General features: G+C 63.8%; 19 protein-coding genes, 1 tRNA gene and 2 pseudogenes. 15 read left to right on the top strand and 7 right to left on the bottom strand.

Annotated features, from left to right (window positions below; translation table 11 throughout):
- Positions 1–62 precede the first annotated feature (62 nt).
- From AC3WUM_RS07785 to AC3WUM_RS07770, 4 genes are all read left to right on the top strand, one after another.
- Positions 63–446 carry a hypothetical protein gene (locus AC3WUM_RS07785; RefSeq protein WP_492409644.1) on the top strand — a complete coding sequence of 128 codons (384 nt, stop codon included), beginning with the start codon at positions 63–65 and terminating at the stop codon, positions 444–446.
- Between the two features lie 180 nt (positions 447–626).
- The gene (locus AC3WUM_RS07780) at positions 627–1,274 is read left to right on the top strand and encodes a hypothetical protein (RefSeq protein WP_492409643.1); all 648 of its coding nucleotides are present in this window, start codon (positions 627–629) and stop codon (positions 1,272–1,274) included.
- A gap of 1,027 nt (positions 1,275–2,301) precedes the next feature.
- Positions 2,302–2,640: a heavy-metal-associated domain-containing protein gene (locus AC3WUM_RS07775; protein ID WP_492409642.1), complete on the top strand. Its 339-nt coding sequence runs from the start codon at positions 2,302–2,304 to the stop codon at positions 2,638–2,640.
- Positions 2,637–3,029 carry a hypothetical protein gene (locus tag AC3WUM_RS07770; protein ID WP_492409641.1) on the top strand — a complete coding sequence of 131 codons (393 nt, stop codon included), beginning with the start codon at positions 2,637–2,639 and terminating at the stop codon, positions 3,027–3,029. The genes AC3WUM_RS07775 and AC3WUM_RS07770 overlap by 4 nt, the downstream gene beginning before the upstream one ends.
- A 53-nt stretch (positions 3,030–3,082) precedes the next feature.
- Here the strand turns inward: AC3WUM_RS07770 and AC3WUM_RS07765 are convergent.
- From AC3WUM_RS07765 to tadA, 3 genes and pseudogenes are all read right to left on the bottom strand, one after another.
- Positions 3,083–3,430 (bottom strand): annotated as a pseudogene (locus tag AC3WUM_RS07765) (IS3 family transposase); the annotation flags it as partial.
- 246 nt (positions 3,431–3,676) lie between these two features.
- Positions 3,677–3,751: transfer RNA gene (locus tag AC3WUM_RS07760), tRNA-Val, on the bottom strand.
- A 35-nt stretch (positions 3,752–3,786) separates the two neighbouring features.
- Positions 3,787–4,278: a tRNA adenosine(34) deaminase TadA gene (tadA, locus tag AC3WUM_RS07755; RefSeq protein WP_492409640.1), complete on the bottom strand. Its 492-nt coding sequence runs from the start codon at positions 4,276–4,278 to the stop codon at positions 3,787–3,789.
- A 59-nt stretch (positions 4,279–4,337) separates the two neighbouring features.
- Between tadA and arsC the strand changes: the two genes are divergently transcribed.
- The 3 genes from arsC to AC3WUM_RS07740 all read left to right on the top strand — a co-directional run bounded on the left by arsC (position 4,338) and on the right by AC3WUM_RS07740 (position 7,204).
- Positions 4,338–4,688, top strand: a complete 351-nt coding sequence (gene arsC / locus AC3WUM_RS07750) for an arsenate reductase (glutaredoxin) (protein WP_492409639.1) — start codon at positions 4,338–4,340, stop codon at positions 4,686–4,688.
- A 195-nt stretch (positions 4,689–4,883) separates the two neighbouring features.
- The gene (locus AC3WUM_RS07745; protein ID WP_492409638.1) at positions 4,884–6,080 is read left to right on the top strand and encodes an MFS transporter; all 1,197 of its coding nucleotides are present in this window, start codon (positions 4,884–4,886) and stop codon (positions 6,078–6,080) included.
- Between the two features lie 56 nt (positions 6,081–6,136).
- Entirely contained in the window at positions 6,137–7,204 is a 1,068-nt protein-coding gene (locus tag AC3WUM_RS07740; protein WP_492409637.1) for a DUF72 domain-containing protein, read from the top strand.
- A 61-nt stretch (positions 7,205–7,265) separates the two neighbouring features.
- On the opposite strand, the gene AC3WUM_RS07735 is transcribed toward AC3WUM_RS07740, so the two are convergent.
- Together AC3WUM_RS07735 and AC3WUM_RS07730 are read right to left on the bottom strand one after the other, a co-directional pair.
- Positions 7,266–9,500: an NADP-dependent isocitrate dehydrogenase gene (locus tag AC3WUM_RS07735; RefSeq protein ID WP_492409636.1), complete on the bottom strand. Its 2,235-nt coding sequence runs from the start codon at positions 9,498–9,500 to the stop codon at positions 7,266–7,268.
- A gap of 654 nt (positions 9,501–10,154) precedes the next feature.
- Positions 10,155–11,048, bottom strand: a pseudogene (locus tag AC3WUM_RS07730) (AraC family transcriptional regulator); the annotation flags it as partial.
- Positions 11,049–11,501: 453 nt separating this feature from the next.
- Between AC3WUM_RS07730 and AC3WUM_RS07725 the strand changes: the two are divergent.
- From AC3WUM_RS07725 to AC3WUM_RS07715, 3 genes are all read left to right on the top strand, one after another.
- The gene (locus AC3WUM_RS07725; RefSeq protein ID WP_492409635.1) at positions 11,502–12,074 is read left to right on the top strand and encodes a YybH family protein; all 573 of its coding nucleotides are present in this window, start codon (positions 11,502–11,504) and stop codon (positions 12,072–12,074) included.
- Positions 12,049–13,002 carry an Atu4866 domain-containing protein gene (locus AC3WUM_RS07720; protein WP_492409634.1) on the top strand — a complete coding sequence of 318 codons (954 nt, stop codon included), beginning with the start codon at positions 12,049–12,051 and terminating at the stop codon, positions 13,000–13,002. Before AC3WUM_RS07725 ends, AC3WUM_RS07720 begins: the two co-directional genes overlap by 26 nt.
- Positions 13,003–13,573: 571 nt before the next feature.
- Positions 13,574–14,554, top strand: a complete 981-nt coding sequence (locus AC3WUM_RS07715) for an SDR family oxidoreductase (protein ID WP_492409990.1) — start codon at positions 13,574–13,576, stop codon at positions 14,552–14,554.
- Positions 14,555–14,618: 64 nt separating this feature from the next.
- Here AC3WUM_RS07715 and AC3WUM_RS07710 read toward each other — a convergent pair whose 3' ends face one another.
- Positions 14,619–15,533, bottom strand: a complete 915-nt coding sequence (locus tag AC3WUM_RS07710) for a LysR family transcriptional regulator (protein WP_492409989.1) — start codon at positions 15,531–15,533, stop codon at positions 14,619–14,621.
- 123 nt (positions 15,534–15,656) lie between these two features.
- Here AC3WUM_RS07710 and AC3WUM_RS07705 point away from each other — a divergent pair, with 123 nt between their 5' ends.
- The 5 genes from AC3WUM_RS07705 to AC3WUM_RS07685 are packed head-to-tail and all read left to right on the top strand — an operon-like array spanning position 15,657 to position 18,840.
- A complete protein-coding gene (locus AC3WUM_RS07705) occupies positions 15,657–16,433 on the top strand; it encodes an SDR family oxidoreductase (protein WP_492409633.1) in 777 nt (258 codons plus the stop codon).
- A gap of 52 nt (positions 16,434–16,485) precedes the next feature.
- The gene (locus tag AC3WUM_RS07700) at positions 16,486–17,427 is read left to right on the top strand and encodes an SDR family NAD(P)-dependent oxidoreductase (RefSeq protein WP_492409632.1); all 942 of its coding nucleotides are present in this window, start codon (positions 16,486–16,488) and stop codon (positions 17,425–17,427) included.
- Complete coding sequence (locus tag AC3WUM_RS07695; protein WP_492409631.1) at positions 17,417–17,953, top strand: DUF1097 domain-containing protein; 537 nt, start codon at positions 17,417–17,419, stop codon at positions 17,951–17,953. The genes AC3WUM_RS07700 and AC3WUM_RS07695 overlap by 11 nt, the downstream gene beginning before the upstream one ends.
- Positions 17,950–18,291, top strand: a complete 342-nt coding sequence (locus tag AC3WUM_RS07690) for a DUF3861 domain-containing protein (protein ID WP_492409630.1) — start codon at positions 17,950–17,952, stop codon at positions 18,289–18,291. Before AC3WUM_RS07695 ends, AC3WUM_RS07690 begins: the two co-directional genes overlap by 4 nt.
- Positions 18,292–18,336: 45 nt before the next feature.
- Positions 18,337–18,840 carry a DoxX family protein gene (locus tag AC3WUM_RS07685; RefSeq protein ID WP_492409629.1) on the top strand — a complete coding sequence of 168 codons (504 nt, stop codon included), beginning with the start codon at positions 18,337–18,339 and terminating at the stop codon, positions 18,838–18,840.
- A gap of 145 nt (positions 18,841–18,985) precedes the next feature.
- Here AC3WUM_RS07685 and AC3WUM_RS07680 read toward each other — a convergent pair whose 3' ends face one another.
- Positions 18,986–20,428, bottom strand: a complete 1,443-nt coding sequence (locus AC3WUM_RS07680; protein ID WP_492409628.1) for an MFS transporter — start codon at positions 20,426–20,428, stop codon at positions 18,986–18,988.
- Between the last annotated feature and the right edge of the window lie 14 nt (positions 20,429–20,442).

Genomic DNA, 20,442 nt, shown 5'->3' with positions numbered 1-20,442 from the left:
TCAGCGGCAAGCCGCATTGAAGCGTTACCGTCGGCTCACACAGTCAGGCAAGGAGGCCCGTCATGAACCTCAAGCATTCCGCATTGGCAGCCGCCACGGCTGCGCTGCTTTCGTTGGCCGCGTCACCGAGCTTTGCCGGCGATCGCCATCGCCACGACGACGATCGCTGGTCCTCGCGCGAGCGCGACCAAGTCCACGTGAGCGGTGACCGCATCGAGGACGAGTACCGCGAGCGTGGCGAGCGCATCAACGACCAGTACGAACGCGCGGCCGACCGCGCAAGCGCACGCGGCGACGATCGTCGTGCGGCCGAACTCGAAAAGAAAGGCGACCGCATCGAGGAAGCCTACGAGCGCGAAGGCAAGGCGCTCAACAAGGCCTACGACGAAAAGGGCGAGCGCCTCGAAGAGGCCTATGGTGACGATCGATACCGTCCGCGCTATTGAACTCGTCGCCCTAAGTGCTCTTCACCGGACCCGCCGCCCCAAGGGCGGCGGGTTTTTTGTGGGCGAACGGGCCATTGCCGCGCTGCCGGATTCCTACGAGTATGGGCGCCCGCCGCCGGGGCCGGCGTCGCCTGATTCGAGTGGGCGCGGCATCGGCGGATTTTTCGAGAAAGAGGACCCATGCGAGTTTTCGTGCTTGCCGTTTCGCTGCTTGGCCTGTGGCCTTGTCTTGTCCAATCGCAGGATCCGTTCGACGGCGCGTGCTCTCCGGGGCGCTATGACGCCGCCAAGGGCCTCGGCCAAAGCAGCGGCGATGCACCCGAGTGCTACACGAGCCAGGAAATGATACGGGCGCTGCGAGACCAGCTCAGTTTTCCGGTGATTCTCGCCACGCCGACCGACTCCAGGACGACGACCAGAATGTTCACGTTCAATCGGCAGTCGCATGAAGGCTACGAGCTACTGCTAAACGCACCCGTCATCGACTGTGCGCAAGCCGAAAAAAATGGCGCGGTGCCCCACTGCCCCGACCCGTCGCTGCGCGACGCCTTCGGCGCCACTCAGGCCATCGTCGTCGATCGCTACGATCAGGCGCAGTTCATGGACATCGCAGCCAAGGGCGCGAGAATTTTCGACGAGGACTCCAAGGTGATGTTTCGCGCGCACTCGATCAAGCGGGATCTCGCCTTCGTCGTGGCCAAGACCCATCGCGGAGCCGCGGCCGGAACCGGGTTCCAGAGTGAACTCGAGCAGCCGCAGCAGACCCTGTCGAGCTACGGCTTCATCGATTACACGAGCGATGGCAAGGCGCTGCTCGGCGGGCCGTGAGGGAAGCAGCGCGCTGACATGGAGAAGAATTGCGTTGGTGTAGGGCACTGATCACCCGGAGGCCGCGCCCGTAAGCGCTCGGCCGGAGTTCGCACCCCTATGCGACGCCATCGATACCCTGCCGCCAGCTCACTTCTCACCTCTGGCCGGCAGTATCCGATCACTGTAATTTTTTACAGGTTATCTCCGTGCGCAGATAACCGAGACTGGAGGTGATGGTTGCTTCAGATCCCGCTCCGGGATGCTGGGCGGACATCCCCTCCATTTAGCCCCTTCCATCCGGGGCTTCTTTTTTGCCTCGACGCCTTTCGGGCCGAGCGCATGACGACGAAATTCATTTCCATGAGCCCATCCATTTGGTGCATCTGTCGGCTCGAAATCTGCGTACCTTCCATTGTCCGGTCCAGACCCTGACGGACCCTCTCTCAGGAGGTAAACACTGCCCGCCAGGGTCCACCCGTTCTCTGGCGGGCTTTTTTTGAATCTCTTTCAGGCGCTTCACCGTATTAAGAATGGTCCGGAGTCACTGATTTTGATTCCGGAAACTCTCCGCGGAGGGGAAGCCCGCCAAGTCCCAGCCCTATTACTTGGCGGGTCTTTTTACATCCCGCTGGATCGCGCTCGGCCCGCCCGTTACGAGGGCTTGGCGTAACGCTGGGTGCGGGACCGCTTTAGCCGATGGGCCGTGTCGGGCGCGCCTTGCGCCTCGAGCCTCCGCAAGACCGGGACTAGCGTCGAACCTGTTCGGCCCGATGCTCAACCGGTGTGACGCCGGCCAACAGACGGTCCTTGTGCTGATCTCGAAGCGATACCGCGGCAGCCAAGTCTCGCAGGCACTAAGCCTCAGATTCCCAGAACCGATCTAGTTGCGCGCGATTACACCGGCGGCCTCTATGACGGCGTCGAACCAGCTGCATTGGTCCGTCTGTTCAAGAACGGTCGCGCATCGGCCTTCTGGATCGAAGCCGGCGTGACCATCGACGGCCATCTCCAATCCATGTTCATGATCAATTTCTAGGAGCTTCCCATGATTCGTTTTCTGCTTACTGCGCTGCTGTCGGTCGTTCTGAGCTTTAACGCCTTGGCAATCGACGAACCCCGCACCATCGAAATGAAGGTCGATGGGCTGGTCTGCGCGTTTTGCGCTCAAGGCATCTCCAAGAAGCTCGGAAAAATGGATGCAACCGCAGACGTGCTCGTCAGTCTCGAAAACGGGCTGGTTGCCGTTGCTCTGAAGCCCGGCAAGGATCTGAGCGACCAGGTCCTCCGCGACGCGCTGACGGATGCGGGCTATTTGCTCAAAACAATTGATCGCAAGTCCGAGACACTGGCGGATTTACGCGCCCGCCTGGAGAGCAAGCCATGATCGATCAATTGCAGCCCGAGTTGCGCGGCAGCTTCTGGGCAGCCTTCCTTTCGATCGCGACGAGTAGTTCAACGCTGATCTGTTGCGCGCTGCCGGCACTGCTGGTGGCGATCGGTGCTGGTGCCACACTGGCAGGCCTGGTGTGTGCCATTCCGCAGCTGGTGTGGCTATCAACCCACAAAGCCCTCGTGTTCGGAACTGCGGGCAGCATGCTGATGCTCGCAGGAGGGCTGCAATACCGCGCTCGTTTCGTGCCGTGCCCAGCGGACCCACGGCTTGCCGCCGCCTGCACGAGGGCACGTCGGGTGAGTCTGGTGACTTATCTCGTCTCGCTGACGATCTTCGGCCTCGGCGCGTTTTTCGCGTTTTTGCTGCCCATGCTGAGCTGAGTCAGTCGTATCTGCGTGCAGTCCGACCGGGCACTTAGAGTGATCTATCTTCATCTGGGCACGCGCCCGCGCTTGAGCATCCCGAAGCAGCCTTCGCAGGCAGCGTTGTCGCCGCAGTGTCCGGCCGCACTCATCGAACACAGCACGTGTTCTTCGTCAGCAACCGCTGCTAGTCGCTGCTGCGAAACTGGCTGCCACAATCCGAATGCAGGATCACCGACCAGCCGATCGCTAGCTTGCTGAGAAGATCGAGGACGACATACAGGAAGAGCTTGCCCTCGCTGGTGCCGATTCGGTGATGTCCGTCACCCACTTGTTTCGGGCTCCAGTTCATCGAAATCCCGCTTCAGCAGGTTGCTGGCACTTGGCGGGGGCAAGCACGGATCGTCACGCTGGCCCCGACCGGCGCAACTTCCAGATACATGCCGCCGCCGTCGAACAACCGCGCCGCTTTATCTGAGGGCTTCGCATTGCGGCGATTTCGGTTAAAGACATGGGGGGCAACTCCCTGTGAGAGCGGCTAGCTGCCCCAAAAGCTGCCCCCGGCTGTCAACGCACTGCAACGGCTTGGGCCGCACTAACAGGCAACAAAAAACCCCGCAACTTCCGGGGTTTAGGCACTGCAACGTCCGTTGAAAACTTTATTTTGGTGGATGGTACAGGGATCGAACCTGTGGCCCCCGCCGTGTGAAGGCGATGCTCTACCGCTGAGCTAACCATCCGGGGGCGCGAATCATAGTGCCGTGGGTCAGGAGCGTCAACGCTGGCGGCGGGCTCGGAAGAATCCGCGCAGCAGTTCGGCGGCTTCGGCTTCGAGCACGCCGCCGATCCATTCCAGCCGGTGGTTGAGGCGGGGGTTGGAGATGAGGTCGTAGACCGAATGCACGGCCCCGGCCTTGGGGTCCTGGGCGGCGTAGACGAGCCGGTCGACGCGGGCGTGGATGATCGCGCCGGCGCACATCGCGCAGGGCTCGAGCGTGGCGTAGAGCGTGGTGCCGGGCAGCCGATAGTTGCCGAGCTTCTGGCCGGCGGCGCGAAGGGCGATCATCTCGGCGTGTGCGCTCGGATCGTGGGAGCCGATCGGCTGGTTCCAGCCTTCCGCGACGATCTCGCCGTCCTTGACGATCACCGCGCCGACCGGCACTTCGCCCGCTGCGGCCGCGCGCGCTGCGAGCTGCAGGGCATGGCGCATCCAGGCTTCGTCGGAGGCGCTCGGCAGGCTCGGAATCAGGGGCGGCGGATCGATCACGCGCGAATTCTAGCCGCGGTGGGCCGCCTATACTTCGGCCCCACCGACCGGAGCCGATCATGCGCGATTGCATTCTTCACAACCCTCGCTGCAGCAAGAGCCGCGAGACGCTCAAGCTGCTGCAGGATCGCGGCGTCGATCTGCCGGTGATCGAGTATCTGCAGCATCCGCTCAAGGCCGCGGAGCTGCGCGAAATCTGCAAGCTGCTCGGCAAGAAGCCGCTCGAGATCGTGCGTACCAAGGAGGCCCTGTTCTCCGAACTCGGCCTGTCGACGGACAACGGCTACAGCGATGCGCAGTGGATCGCGGTGCTCGCCGAGCATCCCAAGCTGCTGGAGCGGCCGATCGTGGTGCGCAACGGCAAGGCGGCGGTCGGACGCCCGCCCGAAGCGGTGCTCGCGCTGCTGTAGCGTCTTCGCGCGCTCAGAACCGTCATCGAGATTCACCGTATCGATCATGAGCGGCGGCAAATGTGATCGCGCTCGTTCACCGCGACGCCGGGTGACTTGCTTATAGTGCGACGCACGTCGCGCAGCAGCGCGATCATTCGCGGTGATCCTCGCCCGCCGTCGCGGACGGCCGGGCGCTTCGGAGTTCTGGACGTAATGGAAGGCGGTATCCCTCTCGCGTCGGCGACGCCGGCGCTGCGCAGCGCCCATCCGGCGCTCGTGCAACTGGCACTCGCAGTCGGCGGCTTCGCCATCGGCACCACCGAATTCGCCACTATGAGCCTGGTTCCGGACATGGCGCGCGATCTGCAGATCAGCGAGCCCGTGGCCGGCCATGTGATCAGCGCGTATGCGCTCGGCGTGGTCGTCGGCGCTCCGCTGTTCGCGGTGCTGTCCGCGCGCATGGCCCAGCGCAGCGTGCTGATCCTGTTGATGACGCTGTTCGCGCTCGCCAATGGGCTGTCCGCGATCGCGCCGAACTATCACGCGATGATGCTGTTCCGCTTCTGCAGCGGATTGCCGCATGGCGCCTACTTCGGCATCGCGATGCTGCTGGCTGCATCGCTGGTGCCCGTCAACAAACGCTCCGCCGCGGTGGGGCGCGTGATTCTCGGGCTCACGGTGGCGACCATCGTCGGCGTGCCGCTCGCGAACGGGCTCGGCCAGGCCGTCGGCTGGCGCTGGGGTTTCGTCGTCGTGACCGGGCTCGCCCTGCTCACGGCGGGGCTCGTCGCGCTGTACGCGCCGCGCGACAAGGCCGACAGCAATGCGAGCCCCTTGCGCGAACTCGGGGCGCTGCGCAACCGCGCGGTCTGGCTGACCTTGCTCACGGGCGCGATCGGCTTCGGCGGCCTGTTCTCGGTCTACACGTATCTCGCCTCGACGCTGACCGAAGTCACCGGCGCCTCTTCGCACGCCCTGCCCTTCGTGCTCGCCTCATTCGGTATCGGCATGACGATCGGCAATCTCGTGGTGCCGCGTTTCGCGGACCGCGCGCTGATGCCGACCGCTGGCTTTCTGCTGCTCTACGCCGCCTTGTGTCTGGCCGCGTTTCCGTTCGCAGCGCACGCGCTCTGGAGCATCACGCTGATGATGTTCCTGATCGGCACGAGCGCGGCGCTCGCGACGGTGCTGCAGACGCGGCTCATGGACGTGGCCGGCGACGGCCAGCGGCTCGCCGCGGCGCTGAATCACTCGGCGTTCAATACCGCCAACGCGCTCGGCCCCTGGCTCGGCGGCCTCGCGATCACGGCCGGCTACGGCTGGACCTCGACGGGCTGGGTCGGCGCGGGACTGGCGCTCGGCGGTCTGCTGGTCTGGGCGCTGTCGGGCGGAATCACGCTGCGCCGCTGAGCCACCTTGCAGGCGACGCCCGAAGCCGCGACGCACTCGGATTTAGAATCGAGTGCATGCAGAACAGCCTTTTCGACGACGATCCGCCGGAGCCTGCACGCGCGGCCAAGGCCGCAGCGCAAGCCGCGCCGCGCAAGCCTGCCAAGCGCACGGTCGCGCCGGTGGCCGCGCCAGCGGAACACGAGGCGCTCGCCGCCGCGTTGCCGCCGTCACTCAAGATCGGCACCTCGTCGTGGAATTATCCGGGCTGGGCCGGCTTCGTCTGGGATGGCGACTACGAGGAAGCCAAACTCTCGCGCCATGGCCTCGCCGCCTATGCGCAGCATCCGCTGCTGCGCAGCGTGAGCCTCGATCGGGCCTTCTACAAACCACTGGATCGCGCGCAGTACGCGGCCTACGCGGCGCAGGTTCCCGAGCACTTCCGCTTCACCGTCAAGGCGCCGAGCCTGATCGCCGATGCCTTGATCCGCGAAGAAGGCCGCGGGCTCGCCGAGAACAGCGTGTTCCTCGATCCGGATCTCGCGGTCACGCAGTTCGTGGAGCCCGCAGTCAGCGGTCTCGGCGATCGGCTCGGCGCGCTGGTGTTCCAGATCAGTCCGTTGCCGCCGTTTCTGCTCGAACGCCCGGGCGAGCTCATCGAACGCATCGGCCGCATGCTGCAAGCACTGCCCGACGTGCGCGAACGCTTGCCCGAGGCAGTGATCGCGGTGGAATTCCGCGACCCGATTTTCGTCGCACCCGAATGGTCGCGCGGGCTCGTCGACATGCTGCGCGCGAGTCGCGCGACGTATTGCCTAGGCCTGCACGGCAAGATGCCGCCGATCGAGATGCAACTGCCGATCCTGCGCGCGCTCTGGCCCGGGCCGCTGGTTTGCCGCTGGAACCTGCATCGCAAGCACGGCGCCTACGGTTACGAGAAAGCCAAGCAGCTTTATGGAAACTTCGATCGCATCGTCGATGCGGACATCGAGACGCGGCAAGCGCTCTCGCGCGTCGCGTCCGCCACCGCGAGCGCCGGCCATCCCGCGATCATCACGATCGGCAACAAGGCCGAAGGCTCGGCTCCGCGCTCGGTGCTCGCGCTGAGCGAGGCGATCGTCGAGCGCTTGCGCCAGCCGTCGTAGCGCACAAAAAAAGATCGGCGCCGAAGCGCCGATCTTTCATTCATCGCGTACAACGCAGCGATCAAGCCACCGCAGCGAGCGCCTCGTTGAGCGTCTTGCTCGGACGCATCACCGCATCGCGCTTCTTTTCGTCGGCGAGGTAGTAGCCGCCGATGTCGACCGGCTTGCCCTGCACTTCGGTGAGTTCGTCGACGATCTTCTTCTCGTTGGCGGTCAGCGTCTCGGCGAGCGTGGCGAACTTGGAAGCGAGCTCCTTGTCTTCGGTTTGCTTTGCGAGTTCCTGCGCCCAGTACATGGCGAGGTAGAACTGGCTGCCGCGGTTGTCGAGCTGGCCGGTTTTCGGCGACGGGCTCTTGTTGTTGTCGAGCAGCTTGCCGGTGGCGGCGTCGAGCGTTTTGGCGAGGATCTTGGCCTTCTCGTTGTTGAACTTGATGCCGAGTTCTTCGAGCGACACCGCGAGCGCGAGGAATTCACCGAGCGAATCCCAGCGCAGGTGGTTTTCTTCGACGAGCTGCTGCACGTGCTTGGGCGCCGAACCGCCCGCGCCGGTTTCGTAGAGTCCGCCGCCGTTCATGAGCGGAACAATCGACAGCATCTTCGCGGACGTGCCGAGCTCCATGATCGGGAACAGGTCGGTCAGGTAATCGCGCAGGATGTTGCCGGTCACGCTGATCGTGTCGAGACCGCGGATCACGCGCTCGAGCGTGTAACGCATCGCGCGCACCTGCGACATGATCTCGATCTTCAGGCCCTTGAGGTCGTACTCCTGCACGTACTTGACCACCTTCTGGATCAGCTCGTGCTCGTGCGGGCGATACGGGTCGAGCCAGAACACCGCCGGCATGCCCGATTGGCGCGCACGCGTGACCGCGAGCTTGACCCAGTCGCGGATCGCCGCGTCCTTGACCTGGCACATGCGCCAGATATCGCCCTCTTCCACGTTCTGTGAGAGCAGCACTTCGCCGGTAGCGAGGTCGACGATGTTGGCGACGCCGTCTTCGGGCACTTCGAAGGTCTTGTCGTGGCTGCCGTACTCCTCGGCCTGCTGCGCCATCAGGCCCACGTTCGGCACCGTGCCCATGGTCTTGGGATCGAAAGCGCCGTGGGTTTTGCAGAAGTTGATCATCTCCTGGTAAATGCGCGCGAAGGTCGATTCCGGCATCACCGCCTTGACGTCCTTCAGGCGACCATCGGCGCCCCACATCTTGCCGCCGTTGCGGATCATCGCGGGCATCGAAGCGTCGACGATGACGTCGTTCGGCGAGTGGAAGTTGGTGATGCCCTTGGCCGAATCCACCATCGCGAGTTCCGGACGGTTCTCGTGGCAGGCATGCAGATCGCGCATCACTTCTTCGTACTGGCTCTGCGGCAGCGTCTTGATCTTCTCGTAGAGCTGCGCCATGCCGTTGTTGACGTTGACGCCGAGCTCGTCGAACAGCTTGCCGTGCTTGGCGAAGGCATCCTTGTAGAAGATCTTCACGCAGTGGCCGAACACGATCGGGTGGCTGACTTTCATCATCGTCGCCTTCACGTGCAGCGAGAACATGACGCCGGTCTTGCGTGCGTCGTCGATCTCTTTTTCATAGAACGCGAGCAAGGCCTTCTTGCTCATGAACATGCTGTCGATGATTTCCTTGTCCTGCAGGGAAACCTTGGGCTTGAGCACATAGGTCTTGCCGCTCTTGCCGATGAGTTCCATCTTCACGTCGCGCGCCTTGTCGAGCGTCATCGATTTTTCGCCGTGATAGAAGTCGCCGCCGTGCATGTGCGACACGTGGCTGCGCGAGGCCTGGCTCCATTCGGCCATCGAGTGCGGATGCTTGCGTGCGTAATCCTTCACGGCCTTCGGCGCGCGGCGGTCGGAGTTGCCTTCGCGCAGCACCGGGTTCACGGCGCTGCCGAGCACCTTCGAATAGCGCGCGCGGATTTCCTTTTCTTCGTCGGTCTTCGGGTTTTCGGGGAAGTTCGGAATCTTGTAGCCCTTGGACTGCAGCTCCTTCACCGCGTTGATCAGCTGGTTCACCGAAGCGCTGATGTTCGGCAGCTTGATGATGTTGGCCTCGGGCGTCAGCGTGAGCTTGCCGAGTTCGGCGAGGTTGTCGGGGACGCGCTGTTCTTCGGTCAGGTATTCCGGGAACTGGGCCAGGATGCGCGCGGCGACGGAGATGTCGCTGGTGTCGATCTTGACGCCGGCCGGAGTCGCGAACGTGCGGATGATCGGCAGGAAGGCCGCGGTCGCGAGCAGCGGCGCCTCATCGGTCAGGGTGTAGATGATGGTCGGCTGCTGCGTGCTCATGCGTCTGATCTCCTGGAATGCTGCAATGGGTTCCAGCCCGCGTCGTGGAAGGGCTGCATGACCGGATCTGGCCGGGCAAGTGCTTCCGTTCGACTGCTGGGTCTGTCAGAAATTTCTTCGGGCCCTCGGCGTATGGGTCCAGGGCGGCTACCGGCGCTTTCGACGGAGAGCCGCGGTGGGAGAGCGGGGGCATTATGTCACGCGCGGCCATGCCGACGCTCGGGAAGGCGAATGGGGCAGCCGTTCGACTGGCTGAATTTCGTTCGCAACGCTACGTACCCAGCTTCGGATCCTCTCTGCGCCGTAGCGGCGACCCACGCTTCGCGTCGAACGCTCGGGGCCGGCACCGACGATGAGAACAAGCGCCCATGGCGTCCAGCATCGGGTTCTTCGGCACGTGCACGGTGGACGCGCACGGTCGTTTCGCCGGCAACCGCGTCGAGGGTGCCACGTTCCCCAACGGGGTGGCCGCTGTGCGAACCAGGCGGGATCTGCAGCTGACGGTAGCGCGTGATCGGATGTACGAGACGTTCACTCGACCGGACGGAGGACGGGTGAGTGCGGAGTTCGTGCGGGGCCGTTAGCGCGCATTGGGCGCCGGGTAGGATCTACGTAAAGGCGTCCCCCGTCGGGACTGCCAACCTTGGGTGATCCTGTCGGCGCCTCGGCCATCCTGCGCAACCTCCCGGCATCCTTGGCTGGAGGCATGCCAAACATACGGACATAGTCGCGGCTAAATTGCGAGGGGCTCTCGTAGCCGACGCGATATCCAGCGCCTGCTGCATCCATCGCCTCGGCAACCATGAGCCTGCGCGCTTGCTGCAGCCGCAACTGGCTACGGAATTCCAGCGGGCTCATCGAGGTGACCGCCTTGAAGTGCACATGGAACGTGGAACGGCTCATGCCGGCGATTTCCGCGATTTCATCGATCCGGCATGTTTCGCTGTAGTGCTCCCTTAGCCACGCGATGGCCCTTGCGATTTGGTTCAAGCGGCTGTCCGCGGTCGCCATCTGCCGGACGATGCCGTTGCCGGGGTCGGTCAGAAGACGATAGAGGATCTCGCGAACCACCAGCGGGGCCAGCGCTTCGATGTCGCTCGGCCTGTCGAGCAATGCCGCAAGCCGTACCGCCGCGTCCAGTAGTTCGGGCGTCGTGTCGTTGAGGGCAAGGCCGGCGGAGGGTGCATCGTCATTCACGTCCAGGGCGGGATGACGCAGGGCAAGGTCGCTCAGCTCGGTCATGTCCAGGTCGAGCACCAGACACAGATAGGGAACAGCCTCACTGGCCTCGATGACCGACCCGGTAACCGGCAGATCGACCGAGGCGAGCAGGTACCTGGCCGGGTTGTACACATAGGCGGTCGTTCCCAGCATCACTCGCTTGCGGCCCTGCGCGACCAGGCAGAGCGTCGGCTCGTACACCACGGGCATCGGCATGGTGGGGGTGCCCGAGCGAACCAGGCGGACGCCCCGAATCGGCGTGCCGTGCATGCCGTCGTCCTGAGCGTGACGACCCAGGATATCGGCGAGCTTTGTCAGTGAGTCCATGCGTCACTCCATCAACGGGCAGGTGCGCCAGTGAGTCGAACGCCCGCACTTGGACGATCGTACAAGGACGCCGGACGATCCCGCTACAGGCTTATGGCCCATCAACGGCAAACTTCTGCCCTGTGGATTCAATGTATCGACTCTGGCAGGAGTTCATGATGCCCATCCGTGGCGCTAGACCCCATATCGTCTTCTCGGACGATCAGGCATGCGTGTCTCTTCCTTCACTGGGCAACGCGACCTTCGTCTCCGATTGAGGCCAGGCATGGACGACGCCGGAGCGCACTGCATCCCCGATGCCTATGTCGTGGGCGACATTGCCTGCGAACCGGGCGCGACGCCGGGCCCACTGTCTGCCGGCATTGACCATCAAACCGGAGTGAGCCCGCCAACCCGGGCGCTTCCGCCGCCCGCAGGACGTGATTGAACGTCGACTCATACGAAAGGAGACCCATGATGCGAACCTTGCCTGCCGCCCTGATTCTGGCGACCACAGTGGGCGGTCTTGTGCCAGCTACCGCACAGACGACGACCGAACCTCCACCCGGGACGTGCGCCGCCACCGGTTCCAGGAGCCCCGGCGAGCTCCATCGCGAATGGATCATGGTGGGGTGGGAAAAGCGTCGCGGCGATCCCCCGTTCGACTTTCGCCAGCGGCTGGGCCAGCTCTATCACTGGAACTCCAGCGACGTCCGGCTCTACGACGATTTCGATCCGCAGCATCGGGTAGCGCGCAGCGCAGGCGAATGGGCCTCGATCTGGACCGAGCCCTTCACCGCGTTGAGGGCCGCCAGACACAGCATCATGGATGGTCCGCACGTCATCGACGGCAGCGTGCTGTCCGCCTCCACTCTCGAATTTGCGGCGCGCCTCGAGACTGCGGAAGAGGAGATCGTCGGAATCAGGGCGCGCTCCTCGCTGGTCTGGCAGTGCACGTCCACTGGTTGGAGGATCGTGCGCGAGCACACCTCCACCCGCCGCGTGCCGCGGGAGGAGATCGATGCGATCGTCCCTGCCCGTGAATGAGATCTCATCGGCCAAAGGAGCGAACAGTCCGGCGCACCCGCTTACGCTGATCCTGCGGTGTCACGGCGCCGACGGAAAGATCGGGGCGGGAACGCAACTCGTCACGGGTCCACGCAAGGTCCATCACGCGCGCAGAGCCGTATTCCTGCACGCTCCAACATACTCGGGAGCGAGCAACATGACGATGCCAAGGTTCATCACCGCTGCGTTGCTGGTTCTGACCATGCTGATCAGCGGTTGCGCGCTGGCTCGGCCTGTCGAATCGACAGCCGAACGAAACCGCCAGTTCATTGCACAAGCCTTCGAGAAGTGGGCAGCCGGCGGCGCGACGTTCTTCCAGGACGTACTGGCGCCCGATGCGACCTGGACGATCAAGGGAACGAGCCCGGTGGCCGGAAGCTACGAGGGCCGCGACGCGTTCCTGGAACAGGCAGTAGTGCCTTTCGCTGCACGTCTTTCCTCACCCGTCCAGCCGACGGTGAAAGGCATCTGGGCGGACGGCGACCACGTCATCGTGCATTGGGACGGTGCCGCCACCGCCGCCGACGGAGCGCCCTACAGCAACAGCTATGTGTGGATATTCCGAATGGCGAATCTGCGCGCAAGCGAAGTCACCGCCTTCCTCGATCTGGTGCCCTACGACGATGTCATCAGGCGGGTTCCGCTCGATCGGCAAGGAGATACGCAAATGAGCAAGCACCCCTACGTCGGGATGTGGGTGACCGATGACGGGCGCATCCGTCATGAACTTCTTGCCAGTGGCCGCTATGACGAGGCGCGCGGCACGCGGGAAAGTGCCTATCGAGGTCGCTACGAGGTGAAAGGAAACCAGATCGATTACTGGGACGACACCGGGTTCACGGCAGACGGCGTCTTCGTCGACGAGAACACTCTCCATCACGGCGGGATGATCTTTCGCCGTCAATAGCCGCGCCTCTTGCCCTGCATGCCGAGCGCCCGTCGCGAGACTCGCTGCCGTGCCGGTTTTATTGGAGCCGGAGCGCTGCGCGCCGGAGGCGGACGACGCCCAGCTGCGTCGAGATGCCCTCGTGCAGCTGGGACACTGACGGACGACGGAAGGGCAAAGCCACGCTGGATCGTCGTGGCGCGAAGCTTAAAACCACCGATGCAGATCGGTGCGTGGATGGAGCGTACGAACTTCGGTAGTCACTGCAGGGGTTAATCGCTTCTTAAAGTCAGCGCCCCACATTGCGCCACCTGCTATCCACTCGCAGGTCATCTACCTTCGCATTGTTACGAGGTGCCAATCATGGTCAACCGCCTTGTTCTCGATACTCCCTCGTTTCGCTCCACTGTCATCTCCGGTCGAACGGGTCACGGCGGCTTCGGCCGCGTGATGCCGGACCTGAGCCGGCGCTTCTGATGTTTACGCCCGACCCACTCCAGCTCCCCGCGAGGACTTGCCCATGATCAACGAACGAACCACACCCTTCGTGTCCGTACCTTCCCGCTGGCGCGGCCCCCTCGCCGCTTTCTGCATGCTGCTGGGCAGCGTGGCCGCGGTCGACGCGCTTGCGCAGACAAAGCCGCCGCCGGCCTGGAGCGCGGCCGACATGCCTTCGCAAAAAGGACGCATCTTTCTCGTCACAGGCGGAACCAGTGGCATGGGATTCGAAGATGCCAAGGCACTGACGGCCACCGGTGCCCGCGTGGTCATCGTCGCGCGCAATGCACAGCGCGGACAGGAAGCGATCGAGAAGATCCGGCAGGAGGTTCCGGCGGCGCAGGTGGAGTTCGAAGGCGTCGACCTGTCGAGCCTGTCCTCGGTCCGCGACCTCGGCAAGCGCCTGCGTGCTTCTCTGCCTCGTCTGGATGGCTTGATCAACAACGCCGCCATCATGGCGACACCGGAGCGCGCAACGTCGGTGGATGGCCTGGAAATGCAGTTCGCCACCAACTACGCCGGCCACTTCGTCCTGACCGCCGAGTTGCTGCCGCTCCTGCGCAAGAGCGAGGCGCCGCGTGTGGTGACCCTGTCCAGCATCGCGGTGCATCGCGGCACGATGAATCTCGACGACCTCCAGTCGACCGGCGCCTATGAGCCCATGGCGACGTATGCGCAGTCGAAGCTGGCCTGCCTGATGTTCGCCTTCGAGCTGCAGCGTCGCAGCGAGGCCGGCGGCTGGGGCATCCAGAGCATGGCCGCGCATCCGGGCGTGGCGGTGACCGAATTGGTGGCACGCGGTCCGGGCTTGGACAGCCCGCAAGGACGCCAGTGGGCCAGCAATCGCGAGAACTACCAGACCGCAGCCCAGGGCGCCGTTCCCACGCTGTACGCGGCAACCGCCCCCACGGCGCAAGGCGGCGTCTACTACGGACCCACAGGACCCAATGAGATCGCAGGACCGCTGGGGCTGGCCACCGTTCCCGCCATCGCCCGCGATGCAGCCGCAGCCGCGCGTCTGTGGGAGCTGAGCGAAGAGATCACGGGTGCGCGTTTCCCGCAGCCTCGCCGCTGATTGCGCCATGACGTACAAGCGCGATGCTCGCCTCGGCATGACGGAAGGCGGACATTTGGGCAGCCTACTGGAGTGGCGGAGCTCCAAAGCGGCCCTCATACAACTTCGCGACCCAGTCAATGAAGACTCTCACGCGTGGCGACAACTGGCGATGCAAAGGATACATCGCCGACACAGGTAGCCCTACGCTCGACCAATCTCCCAAGACTTCCACGAGCCGACCATCGCGCAGCTCGTCCTCGACGTGGAAACGCGGCAACTGAATCAGACCACAGCCGCGCAGCCCGCACGTCACGTAGCTTTCCGCGTCATTGACCGCTATCCAACCGCCCAACTCGAATTCGCGGACCTGGCCATCGACGACGAGTTCGAATGGGTAGCTGCGGTCATGACTACTGGCAAAGAAACCGACTGCCTGATGCGAGGACAACTCATCGGGATGCTGAGGCGTGCCGAAGTACCGCAGATACTCCGGGCTGGCGCATATCACTTCAGGCATGACAGCCAGACGCCGCGCCACCAATGACGAATCCTTGAGCGTGCCGGCGCGCACGACGCAGTCGATTCCCTCGCGGACCAGATCAACCAGGCGATCGCCGCTGCTGATGACGAGATCGATCTGCGGATAGCGGCTGCGGAACTCATCGATGCGCGGCAACACGATCCGCGTTGCGTGGGTGCCATGCAGATCCAGACGCAAGGTGCCGCGCGGGTTCGCGGCGGTCGTGCGCAGTGAGGACTCGGCGTCGTCCAGATCTGCGAGCAGTTGCACGCAACGCTCGTAGAACGCCTGACCATCGAGGGTCGGCCGCACCTGGCGAGTGGTGCGTTCGAGCAGCCGCGTGCCCAGTCTCGCCTCCAGTTCCTTCATCGCATGGGTGGCTGTGGCGCGTGGGATGCCGAGCGCGCCGGCGGCCCGGGTAAAGCTACCCAGTTCGATGATCCGAGCGAACAGTTGGAAGGAGTCAAAGCGATCCATGCCCTGATTGTTGTCATTTTTTGAATTCAATTGCCAATTCAAGCCGATTTATTCAGCCGACAACAACGAGAAGAATGCCTCCCGTACCCGCGTCCTTCCCCTGACGCCCCACGGGAGCTAGAAATGACCAGCACCACCCCTCAGACCCATCAGCCAGTCCCCTCCGGCCCTGCCGCGCGGGTCGCCATCGTTACCGGCGGCTCGCGCGGCATCGGCCACTCGATCGTGCGTCGCCTCGCGGCCGATGGTTTTGCCGTCGTGATCAACTACGCCGGCAAGGCTTCAGCGGCAGAGGCGGTCGCGCAGGACATCCGCGCCAACGGCGGCAATGCCATCGCCGTGCAGGGAGATGTCAGCCGCCCGGAAGATGTCGCCCACCTGTTCGCCGCTACGCACGAAGCCTTTGGTCGTGTCGATGTAGTCGTCAACAGTGCCGGCATCATGCCGATGGCGCCCATCGCAGAATCCAGCCTCGCCGACTTCGATCGCGTCATCGCCATCAACCTGCGCGGCAGCTTCCTGGTGCTCGCGCAAGCAGCGCATCACCTGCGCGAAGGCGGCCGGATCATCGCCCTGTCCACCAGCGTGATCGCCAAGTCCTTCCCCAACTACGGGCCCTACATCGCCTCCAAGGCCGGCGTCGAGGGACTGGTGCCTGTGCTCGCCAACGAACTGCGTGGCCGCGGCATCACCGTCAACGCGATCGCCCCGGGGCCGGTGGGCACCGAGTTGTTCTTCAACGGCAAGACCGCGGAGCAAATCGCACACATCAGCAAGCTTGCGCCGCTCGAACGCCTCGGCACGCCCGAGGAGATCGCGGCCACCGTCGCTTTCCTGGCCGGACCGGATGGCAGCTGGGTCAATGCCCAGGTACTGCGCGTCAACGGCGGCTACGCCTGATCACGCGAGTCTTTCTCTTGCGCAACACAAGCGCGCACATCGGAGATTTCCCATGAATGCAAACCTGAAGCACGTCATCCTCGTCACCGGCGCCTCCAGCGGCTTCGGCGCCCTGTCGGCTCGAGCGCTCGCACGCGCGGGTCACATCGTCTACGCAAGCATGCGTGAGACCGCGGGTCGCAACGCTGCGCAGGTGCAGGCCGCATGCGACTACGCGCACGAGCACGGCGTCGACCTGCGCACGATTGATCTGGACGTACAGTCGCAAACCTCTGCCGACGAGGCAGTCGGGCGCATCGTTGCCGAGAACGGTCGACTTGACGTGGTGATGCATAACGCCGGTCACATGGTGTTCGGTCCGGCCGAGGCATTCACGCCAGAGCAGTATGCGCAGCTCTACGACGTCAACGTTCTCGGTACGCAGCGCGTCAACCGCGCGGCGCTGCCGCAGCTGCGCCGACAAGGCCGCGGCCTGTTGTTATGGATCGGCAGCAGCAGCCATCGCGGCGGCACCCCTCCCTATCTCGCTCCGTATTTCGCGGCGAAGGCGGCAATGGATGCGCTCGCGGTCAGCTACGCCGGCGAACTTGCGCGATGGGGAATTGAAACCTCGATCGTGGTGCCCGGTGCTTTCACCAAGGGCACCCATCATTTCACCCACTCAGGCGCGCCTGCCGACTCGAATCGCGCCGCCGAATACGACACCGGTCCGACCAGGGGCTTCACTCGGGAAATCCTCGCCGGACTCGCCGGTTGTGAGCCACCGGATGCCGACGTAGCCACCGTTGCGCAGGCCGTCGTCGACGTCGTCGATTCACCGTTTGGAGCACGGCCTTTCCGCGTCCACGTCGATCCGTCCAGTGACGGTTGCGAAGTCGTAAACGGAGTGGCCGACCGAATTCGCGCCGAGTTCCTGCGCCGCATCCAGCTTGGCGATCTGTTGGCACCGCGCGATAACACAATACAAGCCGCGGAGGTATCCCATGCCGCATGACGCCAGTGTTGCCACGGAGCTCAAGATCACACTAGGCGAATCTGTCGTTGCAACGGTCGCGGCAACGGTCAGTGCGCTGGTGCTGGAAGTTCCGGTCTGGGCGATGTTCGTCGGCTGGATCTCCTACTTCACGCGGGGCATCAATCTTCACCAAGGGCTGATCAATCTGGCCTGCGTGTTCATCGGAATCTGGCTGGGAATGGCTGCCGGCGCAGCGACGCATGCACTCAGGCCCTATCTCGGTGCGGCCACGCTGACGATCGTCGTGTTCGCTGTATCGGTCGTCGTGCTGTGCTTGCGGCATCTACCGGTGTTCAACAATCTGCTCGGCTTCTTCCTCGGGCTGGTCGCCTTTTTCGCTTCGCACCAGCCACCGTCATGGAGCGCTTTCGCCGACCTCGGACTGGCCGCCGCCGTAGGCACAACGGCCGCCTGCATCGCCACCGTGCTTCAGCGTCGCGCGCTACGCGCCGCCACCCGAGCCCGACCCGCCAAGCAGCCAGCGGCGGTCCAGGACGTCGCATGAAAACGCATCGCTATCGCATCCGCATCGAGGAAGTCGAGCATCCGCAAGGGGACCGGTGCGGAACATCGGCTTCGCCGAACGTCGCGCTCAATTTCGAGGTGGACCAGCACGACGATCTGTTCGGCATCGTCGCGCGCGTTCGTAATGCCACTGCCTTTCCGGATTCTGACGCCATTGCACTCGCGGTCGGTATGAAGCTCTTTACCGGCGTGATGTTGCTTCATCGCAAAGATCCACTGTTCGCCGATGTCCAGCCTGCGTTGCTTGCCTTCATCGGCAACCTGAAAGCACGCGTCGCATCCACCACACCTGTCTCAGCCGCACTAGCACCGCCCTGACCCTCAGCGCGACGGCCTTGGTCGTCGACTTCCTTGGAGGACACCATGCAGCTCCCCACCCCGCGCTCCGCCATCAGTCCTGCCGACGCCAGCTCGCTACTGATCTTTCCTTTCCTGCACGGCGTGTACGCACGTGTAGAGCCGTTGGCCTATGCCCTATTGCGCGTCGTGTTTGGCGTCGTGCTGATTACCCATGGCATGCCCAAGCTGCTGCGAACTTCGCACGGCTCGATGGCCGACCCGATGGCCGGTTCGATCAACTTGATCGAGAACGTCCTACACCTGCCAGCGGCACCCGCGCTGGCGATGTTCATTGCTTTGCTTGAAGGCGTAGGCGGCGCTCTACTTATCATCGGCTTCGGTACGCGCGCCATTGCAGCCATGGTCGCGGTGCAGATGCTCGCGATCTGCGTGGCGCTGGGTCCAACTTGGCCTTGGATCGATCGCGGCATCGAGTTCCCGTTCCTGATGATGTTCCTCGGACTTTTCATGGCGTTCAAGGGTGGCGGCCACTGGTCGTTGGACCGCGCCATCGGGCGCGAACTTTAAGATCAGGGAGGCGCCATGCAGGCCGAAATCCGCGTCCTGAACCGGGACCACCTTGATGGTGGGCGGGTCACGTCGAGCGCCTGCAGGGCATGCAAATCCAGCAGCGCGGACAGCGGTGGGCGGACCAGCCCTTCGTCCCGGATTTTCACGCGCAGCGCGTCGAAGAACACGATGGCGCCGGTCGACTATCCCGCCGCCAGCTAAGGATTGCCGCGATAGCCAACGCAAATGCCATGATGATCGACGCTAGCGAGAATCCGTTGGCGACTTCTTTTGCGCTCGCACCGTCGGGCACCATCGAGAAGAACACGCCGCCGACCAAGGCAACCGACAGTGCGGCACTGATCTGCAACACGGCGCTGACCACACCGGCCGCGAGCCCAGCCCATTTCTCTTCGACCTGGTCCACATTGAGCCGCACGAGTGCCGGGTGCGCGATACCTTGTCCGACGCCGATCAAGACGAGGGGAATGGGCAGCCACGATGGCTCTGCGCATGCTGCGAGAATGGCCGTGATCGCCAGCCCTACCGCTTCCAAACTCATGCCAAAAGCGGCTGTGCGTGCATGGAACCACCGCGCGACCCGAGGGCCACTCAGTGCGCCCCAAAGGAGACCGACACCCACAGGCAGGATCGCAAAGCCGGCAGCCAGGGGGCTGTGGTGCAGCCCTGCTTGCTGATAGACCGAGAAGGTCAGAAAGAAGGCCGCGAGAGCATAGAAAAACAGCGTCGCCAAGAGCGTGCGTTGTAGTGCCGGAGATGAAAGTGCCGTGGGTGATACCAGTGGTGAGGCTCCTGACCGCTCTCGGGCCTTCTGGTGGCGCCAGAAGGCAATCAACAGCAGCGGCGCCAGAGCAAGAACGCCCAGGCTCCACAGTGGCCAGTCGTGCTCCCGTCCCTCGATGAGCGGCACCACGAGGGCAAGCAAGCCCAAGGCCAGCAAGGCCGCGCCCGGCATATCCAGGCGGTCAGGGTCCGAAGCTTTGCGCTCGGGAAGCAGGATGAGTGCCGCAGGAATCGCGACAGCGATGACAGGCAGGTTGACCAGGAAGACGCTCCTCCAGCCGAGGCCCCATGGGCTTGCAGCAACCAGCAGGCCGCCCAGGAGCTGGCCTGCTACCGATGCAAGTCCGAACGTCGCACCATACCAACTGAGCGCGCGATTCTTTTCGCTCGCCTGGAAGAGCGCATGAATGAATGCGAGCGACTGCGGCGCCATCACTGCGGCCGATATTCCCTGCAGCAGCCTCCCTGCTACGAGTACCTCTGCTGAGGGTGCCAGCCCACACAAGGCAGAAGTCACTCCAAAGCCAACCATGCCCGCCAGGAACGCGCGCTTTCGACCCAATATGTCGCCTAGGCGGCCACCCAGAACAAGGGTGACCGCATAGGCGGTGGCGTACACCGACACCACGAGCTGGGACACGTCCGGCGAGGCACGCAGGTCTTCGCGAATTGCCGGCAGCGCTACATTGACGATGAAGAAGTCCAGTGGCGGCAGCAGCGTACCGGTGAGCAGTACCACCAGTGCGATCCAGCGACGTGAGTCCGGACGCTCCGCTTCTGAGCCTACGATTGATGTGTTCATGGGGTGGCACCTGG

Source organism: Hydrocarboniphaga sp. FW305-C-57 (genome assembly GCF_058783045.1).
The sequence above is the reverse complement of the archived record's forward strand: the minus strand, read 5'-3'. Positions and strand labels throughout refer to the sequence as shown.